This window comes from Metabacillus indicus LMG 22858 (genome assembly GCF_000708755.2).
GTDB classification, from domain to species: domain Bacteria; phylum Bacillota; class Bacilli; order Bacillales; family Bacillaceae; genus Bacillus_P; species Bacillus_P indicus.
This window is the reverse complement of the sequence record NZ_JGVU02000006.1, coordinates 507423-520779: the sequence shown is the minus strand read 5'-3', so window position 1 is coordinate 520779 and position 13357 is coordinate 507423. Positions and strand designations below refer to the sequence as shown.

General features: G+C 47.0%; 12 protein-coding genes. All 12 read left to right on the top strand.

From position 1 onward, the window contains the following. Positions 1-179: 179 nt before the first annotated feature. Positions 180-896, top strand: a complete 717-nt coding sequence (locus AZ46_RS17035) for an alpha/beta hydrolase (protein ID WP_029284836.1) — start codon at positions 180-182, stop codon at positions 894-896. 4 nt (positions 897-900) lie between these two features. Next, on the top strand, positions 901-2202 hold the full coding sequence (locus AZ46_RS17030) for an ABC transporter substrate-binding protein (RefSeq protein ID WP_235728232.1): 1302 nt from the start codon (positions 901-903) through the stop codon (positions 2200-2202). Between the two features lie 71 nt (positions 2203-2273). Then, entirely contained in the window at positions 2274-3008 is a 735-nt protein-coding gene (locus AZ46_RS17025; protein WP_051865651.1) for an N-acetylmannosamine-6-phosphate 2-epimerase, read from the top strand. Continuing rightward, positions 2962-3813 carry a MurR/RpiR family transcriptional regulator gene (locus tag AZ46_RS17020; protein WP_035319428.1) on the top strand — a complete coding sequence of 284 codons (852 nt, stop codon included), beginning with the start codon at positions 2962-2964 and terminating at the stop codon, positions 3811-3813. The genes AZ46_RS17025 and AZ46_RS17020 overlap by 47 nt, the downstream gene beginning before the upstream one ends. 27 nt (positions 3814-3840) lie before the next feature. Further along, positions 3841-4731 carry an ROK family protein gene (locus AZ46_RS17015; RefSeq protein ID WP_051865649.1) on the top strand — a complete coding sequence of 297 codons (891 nt, stop codon included), beginning with the start codon at positions 3841-3843 and terminating at the stop codon, positions 4729-4731. Further along, positions 4728-5603 (top strand): carbohydrate ABC transporter permease, encoded by an 876-nt coding sequence (locus tag AZ46_RS17010; RefSeq protein ID WP_029284826.1) that lies wholly within the window; start codon positions 4728-4730, stop codon positions 5601-5603. The genes AZ46_RS17015 and AZ46_RS17010 overlap by 4 nt, the downstream gene beginning before the upstream one ends. Positions 5604-5607: 4 nt before the next feature. Beyond that, positions 5608-6498, top strand: coding sequence for a carbohydrate ABC transporter permease (locus AZ46_RS17005; RefSeq protein WP_235728231.1), 891 nt, complete (start codon positions 5608-5610; stop codon positions 6496-6498). 48 nt (positions 6499-6546) lie between these two features. Beyond that, positions 6547-8040, top strand: a complete 1494-nt coding sequence (locus AZ46_RS17000; RefSeq protein ID WP_029284822.1) for a DUF4127 family protein — start codon at positions 6547-6549, stop codon at positions 8038-8040. 72 nt (positions 8041-8112) lie between these two features. Beyond that, positions 8113-10410 carry a glycoside hydrolase family 10 protein gene (locus AZ46_RS16995; protein ID WP_029284820.1) on the top strand — a complete coding sequence of 766 codons (2298 nt, stop codon included), beginning with the start codon at positions 8113-8115 and terminating at the stop codon, positions 10408-10410. A 55-nt stretch (positions 10411-10465) separates the two neighbouring features. Then, entirely contained in the window at positions 10466-12025 is a 1560-nt protein-coding gene (locus AZ46_RS16990; RefSeq protein WP_029284818.1) for an FAD-dependent oxidoreductase, read from the top strand. Between the two features lie 139 nt (positions 12026-12164). Beyond that, entirely contained in the window at positions 12165-12707 is a 543-nt protein-coding gene (locus AZ46_RS16985) for a transposase (protein WP_029284816.1), read from the top strand. Between the two features lie 110 nt (positions 12708-12817). Further along, positions 12818-13270: a hypothetical protein gene (locus AZ46_RS16980; protein ID WP_152554766.1), complete on the top strand. Its 453-nt coding sequence runs from the start codon at positions 12818-12820 to the stop codon at positions 13268-13270. Positions 13271-13357: the final 87 nt, after the last annotated feature.

The window sequence follows — 13357 nt, the reverse complement described above, 5'->3', positions numbered from 1 at the left end:
ACACGTTAATGCGAAGCGGGACTGACCCCTTTTTACCGGAGCGCGGCAGAATCTTTTCTGGAGCAATTCTCCACCAACTAAAAAATTTTTGAAGAAAATATTCACACAATTCAGAATTGGTGTTATACTTCTTATCAATAGGCGGTTGTCTATGATTCAGGGGTGAGAGGAAGTTCGATGTGTCTTTTAAACTTCGAGAAATTGATTTTTTCAGTCGATGTCTGCAAAGGGAGCTGCCGTTTTATTTGCTTGCGAATCAGGCCTTTGAGCGAAATGAGAGCGTTTACGTTCTGTATGTGCAGGATGGGCTGGATTATCTGGAGATTGGGGAGCTCGAGCAGAAGCTTGGCGGGCTCATGGGGAAGCCGCTGCTGATTGTGCTTGTTCCGCCGGGTGATTCCATGCAGAGGTACGCTTGCTATCATCCGAATGGAGAGACACACGAACAATATGTGTCGTTTTTTCTGGAGGAGCTGATGCCGTTTGTTGCTGAGCAAGTGCTTAGCGGTAAGCGTGCGGTGAAGCATGGGATGCTTGGTGATTCTCTTGGTGGAGCGGTCAGTGTTTCCATTTTCCTTAGGGATTCTAAGATCTGGACGCATTTGCTGCTGCAGTCTGCCGCATTTTCTCCTGTTCATTTGGAGGAGGTACACGCGCTTGGCAAGCAGAGCAATCTCCATGTTCATCAGCTTGTTGGTTTGAAGGAGGATGACTTTGTCTCTCCGATCAGCCATCAGCGCTTATGGATTCTGACGCGCAATCGCCTTATGCGAAAGGCATGGACTGAAAAAGAGGCTCAGTTGTCGTACATAGAAAAAGACGAAGATCACGTATGGACTTTCTGGAAGGATCACTTAGAAGAAGCGTTATTATTTTTTGCCAATCAAGGGGGATGAAAAGGTGAAGAAAAGCTTGCGTTTACTTATTCTTGGATTGACCGTATTTATGCTGATGTTTGCAGCAGCCTGCAGCGGCGGCACAGAGAAAACAAGCTCAGATGATAAAAAATCAGATGGACCTATTGAGATTGAATTCTGGACGATGCAGCTGTCTCCGACATTTGATGACTATATTAACGGCGTCATTGCTGATTTTGAAAAAGAGAATGAAAACATTAAGGTCAAGTGGGTGGATGTTCCGTGGGGAGACATGGAGAAAAAGATTCTTGCATCTGTAGCCTCTAAAACGGCTCCTGATGTGGCAAACCTGAACCCGCAGTTCGCGGCAAAGCTTGCTGAGCTTGACGCGCTCGTCGATATGGATGAGGCGGTCGCGGATGATGTGAAGAGCCAGTATTTTGAAGGTGTATGGAAGTCCAACACGTTTGACGGAAAAACGTTCGGCATTCCGTGGTACCTTTCTTCACAGGTAACGATGTACAATACGAAGATTTTTGAAGAGGCAGGGCTTGATCCGAATAAGCCGCCTGCAACGTTCGAAGAGCTTGCAGAAGTGTCTAAAACGATTAAAGAAAAGACGGGTAAATATGCATTCTTCCCTCCGTTTGACGGAAGCCACCTTCTTGAAACGATGGTGATGAAGGGCGTCGACCTGACAAATGAAGAGATGACAAAGGCTGCATTCAATACACCTGATGGAAAAGCAGCATTCCAATACTATGTTGATTTGTACAAAGCGGACTTAATCCCGCGTGAAGTGCTGACAGAAGGCCATGGAAAAGCGATTGATATGTATCAGGCAGGCCAGCTTGCCATTCTTGCGAGCGGTCCGCAGTTCCTGAACACAGTGAAAGAAAATGCGCCGGATGTGCTTGCAGCGACAAAGACGGCTGTATCGATTACCGGTGAAACGAACAAGAAGAACGTAGCGGCTATGAACCTTGTGGTGCCAAAGCAAAGCGAGCATCAGGATGCGGCTGTTAAATTCTCTGTTTTCCTGACGAATGCTGAGAACCAAATTGAGTTTGATAAATTGACAACAATCCTGCCGTCCGTTGAGTCAGCTCTTGAGGACCCTTATTTCACAGAGCTTCCTGAAAATGCGACTCCGATTGATGAGGCGCGCATCGTTTCAGCTGAGCAGCTGAAAGAAAGCGAAGTGCTTGTTCCGCCAATGAAGGGCTACGATGAACTGAAAAATGCCATGAATGAAGCGATGCAGGCTGCGATGCTTGGAGAAATGTCAGTTGATGATGCTCTCAAGCAGGCAGAAGATAAATGGAATGAAATCTTAAGTCAATAAAGCAGGGAAGGGGGGAAACTCCCTTCTTTTTTCCACAAACGGGTTCATGTCAAAGTTACGGGGAGCACAGGATGGAGAATCTATTCAGTCAGATAAAGGGAAAGTTGATCGTTTCTTGTCAGGCGCTAAAAGAAGAGCCGCTGCACGGGCCGGCTATTATGGCAAAGATGGCGAAGGCGGCGAAAGAAGGCGGCGCAGCTGCCATCAGGGCCAACAGCAAAGAAGATATTCTAGCGATTAAACAGGAAATCGATTTGCCGGTGATTGGCATTGTCAAACGGGATTATGGGGACAGCGAAATCTACATTACCGCCACAAAACGTGAAGCGGATGAGCTGATTGCTGCAGGAGTTGAGATGATTGCACTGGATGCAACAAATAGAAAACGTCCGTCGGGTGAGACACTGGAAGGGCTTGTATCTTATATCCATCAGCACCATGTGCTTGTCATGGCGGATATTTCTACGCTTGAAGAGGCTCTTTACGCTGAGAAAATCGGGTGTGACTGCGTTTCGACGACGCTCTCGGGTTATACCTCCTATTCAAGACAGGAAACGGGTCCTGATTTTACATTAATACAAGAAACTGCACAAAGCGTGAAAGTTCCGGTGATTGCAGAAGGTAGGATCGGAACACCGAAGGATGCGGCAAGGGCTCTTGCAGCCGGCGCCCATGCTGTCGTTGTGGGCTCTGCCATTACAAGGCCGCAGCTGATTACAAAAACTTTTACTGACGGTTTACTGGAAAGAGGAGATCGAATTGACGGAAACATTTACATCAAAAGGGAAGCTAGCTGGTCTCATTAACAGCTATTACCCCTCTTTAACAAAGTCAGAGCAGAAAGTGGCTGTCTATGTACTTGAACACATGGATCAAATTCTGTATTTCTCGGTAACGGATCTGGCGGATGCGGCTGAGGTCGGCGACACGACGGTTCTCAGGTTCTGCCGGAAAATCGGAACCAAAGGATATCAGGAGTTTAAGCTTGCGATTGCGAAGGATTTATCCCAGCAGGAGCAGGAGGAAGACAGCGGCGAGCAGCCGAACGGACTGATAACATCCATTGCAGCTCATACAAAGCAGGTGATTGATGAAACGGTTCAGCTGCTTGACGAAAAAAAGCTGGAAGAAGCACTCGTTCTTTTATCTGAAGCAAAATCGGTTCATTTTTTCGGAGTTGGCACTTCAGGGCTTACCGCTCAGGATGCGAAAAACCGCTTTTTGCGGATCGGCAGACGGACGGACGCCATTATTGATCCGCATATTCAGGCGATGACGGCAGCGACATTGACAGAAGAAGACCTTGTCATTGGACTGAGTGTGTCAGGAAGCACGAAGGATACGCTGGAATCGCTTAAGATTGCTAGCGATAACGGAGCGAAAGTGATTGCGGTGACGTATTACGCCCGTTCGCCGATTACAAGGCTTGCAGACTGCGTGCTCATCAGCGGCGGGAAAGAATCACCGCTTGAAGGCGGATCGCTTGGGGCAAAGATTTCCCAGCTTTTTGTGATTGATTTACTGTGCACAGGACTTGCATTACGAAACAAATCTGCGTCTCTGCTCATGAAAGAAAAAACGGCGCAGGCCGTTGTAAAGAAAATCTACTGACGCATGTTTTCCGGGGGGATGGCAGAGGTGTACGCGATAGGACTTGATATTGGCGGGACGAAAATAAAAGGTTGTATAACGGATGAACATGGTGTGATGGTAAATCGGTTTGAAACCGCAACACCTGTTAAAGAGGGTAGGGATGGAATCCTGTCTGCGGCTGCGTTCGTCATTGATTCCCTCCTCACAGGAACAGACAAAGTGATGGGAATTGGGATTGGATCAGCCGGCAGAATCAATGAACAGACGGGAGAGGTTGTTTTTGCAACGGCAAACCTCCCAGGGTGGCAGGGATTCAATCTGAAAACGTTTTTTGAGGCTATGTATAAGCTGCCGGTCTTTGCCGTTAATGATGCAAATGCTGCTCTGTGGGGAGAGGCTCAGCATTATGAGGAGGAAGACTTGGTGATGCTGACCCTTGGCACGGGTGTTGGCGGGGCAAACCGAATACGGGGAAACGTGCTTTCTGGTGCTCACCACCAGAGCGGCGAGTGGGGACATGTTGTCCTTGTTCCAAATGGACGTCCATGCAATTGCGGACGGAGAGGCTGTGCAGAGCAGTACCTGTCAGGAACGGCTCTGAACACCATAATCAGTGAACGCACCAGCTGGAAGCAGGTTCGGGGATCAGCTGTGTTTGATTTGTATGCGGGCGGCGATCCGGAAGTGGTTCCGGTTGTTGAAGAATATATGGAGCATTTGGGGATTTTTATTGAAAATATTGGCCTTGGCATTGATCCTGATGCCGTGATCATAGGCGGAGGAATGATTGAGTCCAAGGAGCACTGGTGGAATCGATTACTGAAACGGGTGGAAGGTGTCAGGGTGATTCCCGCCGTTCTTGGAAACCAGGCGGGAATGATCGGCGCGGCACAGCTTGTTTTCCATTCATTAAAAAGCGGGGTGAGCGGGCGATGAAGCAAGGTAAAATAACACCGTATCTGTTCCTGCTGCCGGGCTGCATCATTCTTGGGGCATTCATTTTTTATCCGATGCTGCAGGCGATCTGGCTCAGCTTCACCAACTACAACATGGTGACAGAGGCGGAATTTATCGGAACGGAAAATTATCAGAATTTGTTTGAAGATGATCTTTTTTGGAAGGTGCTCGGGCAGACGCTGCTTTACCTGGTCATAGTGGTTCCTGCACTTGTCATTCTCCCCATCTTTATTGCCATTCTTGTGAACCAGCAAATCAGGGGAATCGCTTTTTTCAGGTCCGCCTATTACATACCTGTTGTTACATCGATGGTTGTTGTCGGGATTACATGGAAATGGGTGTACGCAGATCAAGGCGTGCTGAATTATTTTCTTGAATCGCTTGGGATTATCGGAGAGCCTGTGCACTGGCTTACATCAACTTCAACCTCAATATTTGCTGTGATGGCTGTAACAGTCTGGAAGGGCCTTGGCTATTATATGGTTATTTATTTGGCAGGACTGCAGGCCATTCCGGGAGATCTCTATGAGGCGGCCGACATCGACGGTGCAAGCAAGTGGAAGCAGATTATCCATATTACGATTCCGCTTTTGATGCCGTCCATTATGATCGTGACGATAATGTCATCCATTTCAGCGATGAAGGTGTTTGAAGAGATTTATGTCATGACAGGCGGCGGACCGCTGAACAGTACAAAAACGCTTGTTTTCTATATTTACCAGGAAGCTTTTGAGAATTTGAAGATGGGATATGCGAGTGCCGGGGGAGTCATTTTATTCCTGATTACACTTATCTTTTCAATCTTGAATATCAAGTTTATGAATAAACGCGAAACGGCGATGAGGGGGTGAGGCAATGGAACTTCAGAGAAATCAACCAAGTGCAGTCGGGGTGAAAGTAAACATGAAGAAAAAATGGAATGTGAAAAAGATTGTCCGGCTGACATTAACGTATGCCCTGCTGATCTTCGTCACTTTTCTGACAGTCGGTCCGTTTCTTTGGCTGCTTGCAACATCTTTAAAATCGGGCAGTGAAAATATTTTTGCCTATCCGCCGCAGTTCATTCCGGAAAACCCAACGCTCAGCAACTACACGCAGGTGATGGACACCTTCCCGTTTTGGCGGTATTTGGGGAACAGCGTCATCGTATCAGTGCTGACGGTTCTGTTAAACATTGTGCTGTGCTCGCTTGCTGCCTATCCGCTTGCCCGGATGAACTTCAGAGGGAAAAACCTTGTTTTCCTGCTGATCATCAGTACGATGATGATTCCGTTTCAGCTGCTCATGATCCCGATCTATCTGCTGTCCCTTGATCTTGGACTGCAGAACACGTATGCCGGTCTCGTTCTTCCTCATGCGACAACAGCGTTCGGTATTTTCCTCATGAGGCAGGCCTTTTTAACGATTCCGTATGAGCTGGATGAATCGGCGAGAATGGACGGGGCGAATGCGTTTCAGATTTGGTGGAAGATCCTTATGCCGCTTGTGAAGCCTTCTGTCGTGACGCTTGCCATCTTTATTTTTGTCATGGCATGGGGAGATTTCCTGTGGCCGCTGATCATCACTAATGATCAGAACATGTACACACTGCCGCTTGGAGTGAACATGCTTGCAGGAAGTTTTTCAAGCAACTGGAGGCTCATTGCCGCAGGTTCCATCATTTCGATCTTGCCGATTATTCTCTTCTTTGTAGCGATGCAGAAGTACTTTATTGACGGCGCCATGAAAGGTGCTGTGAAAGGATAAAAAAAGGGGAGGTGGATGATCATCTCCCTTTTCAAATGAGGTGAGAGTGTGAACTGTAAACTGGCTTTATTACCTGTTGATGCGCGTCCCGTGACAAGGGATTTGCCTATCCATCTTGCGCAGATTGGAGGATGGGAGATCATTGCGCCGGACAAAGAATCCCTGGGATTTTTAAAAGAGCCCGGGAAGATTGAAGATCATAGGAAGTGGCTGCTTCAGACAGCGGGTGAAGTAGACGGGTTTATTCTTTCCATCGATATGCTGCTATATGGAGGACTTGTTCCTTCAAGGGTCAGTGCTGCTTCGATAGAAGAGCTGACGCTTAGACTCCAGCTTTTGAAAGACATAAAAGCTCGGTATCCAGATAAATCGCTGTATGCGTTCAGCTCCACGATGAGAATTTCCAACAACTATGTGAATGAGGAAGAAAAAGAGTATTGGAATCAGTACGGGGAAGAGCTTTGGGCTTATTCGTACCACAGTCACCGCTATGAAAAGACAGGGGATGGGAGCTCTAAAAAGATTGTGGATCAGCTTCATATTCCCCGGGGAATTTTGTCGGATTATACCGAAACAAGAGAGAGGAATTTCAAGATCAATCTGCAGCTGCTTAATTATGTGGAGGATGAGATTCTCGATTTCCTTGTTTTCCCCCAGGATGATACAGCCGAATATGGCTTTAATATCAGAGAACAGGAAGTGCTTGCAGGTGAAGTGCTGGAGCGTGGATTATCTTCGAGGGTGCTCATTTATCCTGGAGCCGACGAGGTGGCCTCAACGCTTGCAACGAGGATGATTTATCAGCTTGAAAACGAAACCCAGCCTCTCTTTTACCAGTTTTACAGCGGTGAGAAGGGTGCTCTTCTTCATGCCATGTATGAAGACAGGCCGATCGCAGAGTCTGTAAAAGGCCAGATTTTTGCAGCCGGCAGCCATACGGTTGATTCGGCAGCTGAAGCCGATATCTTGCTCGCTGTAAATGTTCCTGGAAAAGCGCAGGGAGATCTTGCGCTGCAGAAACATCTTGGAGGCGTTCATACAGCTGACCGGAATGTGGGAGAGTGGATTGCACGATTAAATTACTATCTCCCTACCAAACCGGTTGCTGTCGCGGACCTTGCCTATGCAAATGGAGCAGATCCGGCGATGATGAAGCCGCTTTTGGAACAGGTCAATCTGCTGGAGCTTGCGGGATTTGGCGCATGGAATACAGCGGGGAACACTCTGGGAACGGTTGTATCACAGGCTTGTCTGCGGCATTTAGCTGTGAAGAAAGGGCTTCATACAGAAAGGAAGCACCAGGAGCAGCTCTTGGCGAGAGCAACTGAGGATTATCTGTATCAAACGGTTGTGAGGCAGGCCGTGAGAAAGCAGATTGATGAAGATAACGCGAATCAAAAGGAGCTTGTGAAGCTTGTCAGCGCTGAGTTTTTAAAGGAAGTGGAAAGTTTTAAAGAAGAAACCGGTTTTGATTTTGATGTAGAGGACATTCATTTGCCTTGGAATCGGACGTTTGAGATCGGGTTTACTTTGAGGAGGTGAGCGGGGGAAGCTGAACGAAAAAAGAACAATGGGGATGTTCTTTATCAAAGGTGAGAAGGGGAGAAATTTTTCATGAGCAAACGGGTTAAAACGTGGATTGTTTTTGCTGTGATTGCTGCATTTGTTCTTTCATACTACCCAAGTTTACAGCCGCAGGCAGCATTTAAGGAAAATCTGATTAAGGCGCAGAATGGACAGACCTACCAAATCAGCGGGTTTAACAAAATCCGCGAGGCCAATCAGCTGATTGTTTATACACCGGAGTTTGGGGCCTCTACTAAAAACAATCAGTGGGGTATTGAGATTATTGTTAAAAATGATGTGGTGACAGAAGTCCGGGATGCAGGAAAAGGAGCAGATGCAGAGATTCCTGCAGACGGATATGTTCTATCTGGTCACGGTGAAGCCCGCACGTGGCTTTTAGCCAATGTGAAGCTGGGTGAACGGACTGAGATCCTCTATGACGTGATTTCAGAGCCGAGAAAAGAATCGACAACTTCCTTTAACAAGCTGAATCCGCAGGCACCGTTTGAATTTCCGGGCGGACGCGGAGCAGATGAGCTGATCGTTTATACAAAGGATTACGGCTATGACACGACCGGAACCAATCAGTACGGTGCTGAAGTCATTGTCCGAAATGGCATCGTTGTTGAAATGTCCGGAAGCAACTCGCCGATTCCGGATGATGGCTTTGTGCTTTCAGGACACGGAAAGGGGAAGGACTGGCTGCTGAAGTATACACAGGTTGGAGCAAAAGTGACATTCAATGAGGAAAATAAGACTGTAACGGCTGTCATTGATGCGAGTGCCTATATCAACGCAGCTGAGCTGGTACTGAACAAAGCAAAAGCTTCACTTGCCTCTGCAAAAGAACAATTCCTTGATATTCCGGAAGCGGATGCTGAAGCTAAAATTGCTGAGGCGGAAGAAGTGATTGAGGAAGCGAGAAGTGCTTTTGCAGATGAGAACTGGGAGAGCACGATGGAGCTTTCCGAACGGGCCGCCCTTCTTTCAAAAGAAGCTTATTTTTATAGTGTAGAATCTAAAAAAGTAGATGCCCGGGGAGTTTGGCACCGCCCTGTTGAAAAGAACCGCGAGGAGATTATTAATACGCTTGATCGTCTGGAAGCTGCAAACTATAACCTTCTTTTTCTAGAAACGTACTTCCACGGCTATACGATCTATCCAAGCACAAAAGCAGAACAAAATCCGCAGTTTAAGGGCTGGGATCCGTTAACTGTATTTGTCGAAGAGGCTAAAAAGCGCAATATTGAAGTGCACGCATGGGTTCATACTTTCTTTGTTGGACACGAATCTCTCAATCCGCCTGGCCCTGTTTTAAAAAAACACCCGGAATGGGCGGCCGTTGACCGTCAGGGCGATCTGCCTTCCAAAAAAGAGGTTGGCTACTACTGGCTTAATCCCGCACATCCTGAAGCACGCGACTTTTTATCAGATGTTTTTAACGAAATGACGGATGAATATGAGGTAGAAGGTCTGCATTTAGACTATATCCGCTATCCTGTCAGCCAGCCGTACGATGTTGGCTTCAGCTATGATGACTATACACGGAGTGAATTTAAGAAAGAAGCAGGTGTTGACCCGCTCGAGATAACGCCTGCAAGTGATCCGGAAAACTGGGAAAAGTGGAACAAATGGAGAGAAAGACAGATTTCCACCTTTGTTGAGCGGATTCGCGGTGAAATGAACGGCAAACAAGTCGATCTTTCTACTGCCGTTTTCCCGGAAGTATCAGATGCCATTGATGCGAAATTCCAAAACTGGGTGGAGTGGGTAAACGAAGGACAGCTGGACTTTATCACACCTATGGTCTATTCAGTGGATACAAACTATGTGGAGCGGACATCCCGTGAATTCATTGAGCGCATGACATATCCTGTTTTATCCTACATTGGACTTGCCCCGTTTGTAGGGTTTGACGATGAGCTTCTCGTCAGTCAGGCAGACGCAATAGGCAATACAGGAGCAGCAGGGCAGGTTCAGTTTGCTTACCATACGCTTCAGGATCAGCATTTCCATGCCCTTGCTCTTGGACCGCAGCGGACCAGCGCGATTGTGCCGCACAGAAATCCGGTTCAATCAGCAACCGTCGCGTTAGAGGAGCTTTCGCGCAAAATGAATGAAATCTACGTTGCGAAAAAAGGACTTAACCCACAGCTATCGAAAATCATTGAGGTACAGCTGAAGCAGGCGCGGGCTAAATTAGAGAAATCAAAGAAAGAACAAGCGCTGAAACATATTGATCAAGCTGAAAAGCTTTTAAACACAGTCAAAAAGCAAGCTGATCCAAATGTAAAAACTCAGATTGAAAAGCAGCTTGATGATGCCAGAAGGTACCTGGCTCAATAATGGAAAGGTCCTCCCCAGTATGCGGGAGGACATCTTTACATAGGGGGAAACAGCCATGACGGAAATGAAGGCGGATATCATCATTATTGGCGGTGGCCTCGGAGGAACGCTTGCCGCATACTCTGCAGCCAAATCAGGCAAGAAGGTCATTTTAACGGAAGAAACAGACTGGCTTGGGGGCCAGCTTACAAGTCAGGCAGTTCCTCCGGATGAGCACCCGTGGATTGAACAGTTTGGCTGCACGCAAACCTACAGGGAGTTCCGAAACCGGGTACGGGAGTATTACCGCAAAAACTATCCATTGAAGCAGGAGGAAAAAGATAATCCAGTCTTTAATCCAGGTAATGCCTGGGTCAGCAGGCTGTCGCATCAGCCAAAGGTGGCTTTGAGCATTCTGAACGAGATGCTTTCACCTTATGTGAACAGCGGACGTATTTCGGTTATCTTTTCAGCTGTTCCTGTTGGTGCAGAGGTTGAAAACGATGTGATTCAGTCTGTGACGGTCGAAAAGACCGGAACGGGTGAACGTATTTTGTTAAAGGGGCCTTTTTTCATTGATGCAACAGAATGCGGAGATTTGCTCCCCCTGACAGGTGCTGAGTACGTAACCGGGGCGGAATCACGCGCAGAAACCGGTGAGGAGCATGCAGGTGAAGTGAGCCGTCCGCAGGATATGCAGTCCTTTACGTTTGTCTTTGCTCTCGAGCATATTGAGGGGGAGGATTTCACCATCGAAAAGCCGCCTCAGTATGAATTCTGGAAGGAGTATCAGGCTCCCTTTTTGAAGCATAAGCAGCTGAGCTGGTTTATTCCGGATGCTCATACAGGCAGCTCAAAGGAATTTAAGATGTTCTCTCACGAAGATTCATGGGGGCTGTGGGATTACCGGAGAATTGCGGATCAATCATTCTATCAAGGGCTTTATGAGGGCGATATTTCTCTCATTAACTGGCCGCAAAACGACTATTGGCTCGGTTCCATTATTGATGTGGACGCAGATGAGAAAGAAAAGCATCTGTATCAGTCCAAGCAGCTCGGCTACTCGCTCTTATATTGGCTGCAGACAGAGGCTCCAAGGCGGGATGGCGGCAAAGGGTATCCGGGGCTTCGCATGAGAGGAGATGTACTTGGAACGGATGACGGATTTGCGAAATATCCGTACATCCGGGAATCCCGCCGGATCAAAGCGGTTCACACAGTAGTCGAAGAAGATATCAATGCAAATCTGCGCGACTCCATAAAAAAAGTAAAAGACAGCGTTGGCATCGGCTGTTACCGGATCGACCTGCATCCGACCATTGAAACCAATACCTTTTTCTACGCAGAAAGCTTTCCGTTTGAAATTCCGCTTGGCTCGCTTATTCCTGTCAGGCTCAAAAACCTGCTTCCTGCCTGCAAAAACATCGGCACAACCCATCTGACAAACGGATGCTTCAGGGTTCATCCTGTTGAGTGGAATATCGGTGAAAGTGCAGGCTATCTTGCGGCATTTGCAGCTGATCACAACGTGACGCCTAAGGAGGTTCTTGAGCAGGAAGATTTGCTGAGATGCTATCAATCTATGCTTGAGAAGAATGGGATTGTGCTGCATTGGCCGGAGATAGGGAAGATATAGGGGTCAGTCCCGCCTTGCGTTAATACATTAAAGTGAAGCGGGACTGACCCTGCTTTCCTTATTGACGGCTAACCATCAAAGTAATATATTGGATATTGAGCTGGATAAGAATTTATTAGAGGGAGGAAAACGATGAACGATGCCTAGGAAATTACGAACCTGGTATCCTGGTGCCACTTATCATATTTATGCGAGAGGGAACCGGCGGTCAATTCTTTTTCATAACACTCAGGATTACCAAAAATATTTAAAAATTTTAGAAGACGTTCGAGAAAATTACCCCTTCGTTTTGCACTCCTATTGTCTAATGACAAACCACATTCATCTTCAAATTGAAACGACCACATATCACATTCAGGACATTATAAAACCACTTCACATGCGTTACGCCATGTACCTTAACCGCCGACTGGACCTGACTGGACATGTTTTTCAAGGAAGATATGGATCATCACTAATTAATAATACACATTCTTTTCTTGAAGTAAGCAGGTATATACACCGTAACCCGCTTGAAGCTTCCATGGTCAAAGCTATGCATGATTACCCATGGAGCAGTTATTCCTCATATATTAACCACATCAGCAACCCTCACGTTGATTCATCGAAAACATACTCCTTTTTTCAAGAACCTGCACATAAAAATTATCAGTTATTTGTTGAAGAAGAGCGTGAAAAATAATGGGGGTCAGTCCCCACTCGCTTTAACGCGAGTGGGGACTGACCCCCCAGTTCTTTTTCCGCTCCCACCTTCATAAACTTGTCTTAGCATCCACAGGAGGTACGTCCCCAATGCGAAGACGAAGGCGATGGCCCGTTATGCCCCTGTTGCTTATGTGTGCGGCAGGGTTGTTGATCTACGGTGTGTTTCACTTGTTTTCTCCTTCATCGCCGAAGGAGGCAGTTCAGGATTTTTACAGGATGGAGCAGAGCGGCAACTTCGGAGATGCCTGGGAGCTGTTTCATCCTCTGATGAAGGACCGGTTCACGAAAAATGCTTATGTAACGGAGCGTTCTCATATTTATATGAGCCATTACGGAGTGTCGACGTTTACGTTTGAGATCGAGAAGCAAAAGAAAGTCAGGAGATGGAGGATGGCGAAGGGAGCCCCAGTATTTAATGAGGTGCGCCTTGTCCAGGTCAGACAGACGTTTAAAAGCAAGTTCGGCACGTTTGATGTCAGGCAGAACGTGTATGCGGTAAAAGAAAAAGGAGATTGGAAGATTGTGTGGGAGTTTGAATGAGGCCTCTAGTTGAGGCCTTTTTGTTTGGATTGTAAAGGATTGTTTTAATATAGTAAATTTTTAATAGTTAATATTACCTACTAAAGC

Bases quoted from the DNA above. Each gene is read 5' to 3' on its own strand.
- AZ46_RS17025 (WP_051865651.1), top strand. From the start codon at position 2,274: ATGGAGAATCTATTCAGTCAGATAAAGGGAAAGTTGATCGTTTCTTGT.
- AZ46_RS17010 (WP_029284826.1), top strand. From the start codon at position 4,728: ATGAAGCAAGGTAAAATAACACCGTATCTGTTCCTGCTGCCGGGCTGC.
- AZ46_RS17005 (WP_235728231.1), top strand. From the start codon at position 5,608: ATGGAACTTCAGAGAAATCAACCAAGTGCAGTCGGGGTGAAAGTAAAC.
- AZ46_RS16995 (WP_029284820.1), top strand. From the start codon at position 8,113: ATGAGCAAACGGGTTAAAACGTGGATTGTTTTTGCTGTGATTGCTGCA.
- AZ46_RS16990 (WP_029284818.1), top strand. From the start codon at position 10,466: ATGACGGAAATGAAGGCGGATATCATCATTATTGGCGGTGGCCTCGGA.
- AZ46_RS16985 (WP_029284816.1), top strand. From the start codon at position 12,165: ATGCCTAGGAAATTACGAACCTGGTATCCTGGTGCCACTTATCATATT.
- AZ46_RS16980 (WP_152554766.1), top strand. From the start codon at position 12,818: ATGCGAAGACGAAGGCGATGGCCCGTTATGCCCCTGTTGCTTATGTGT.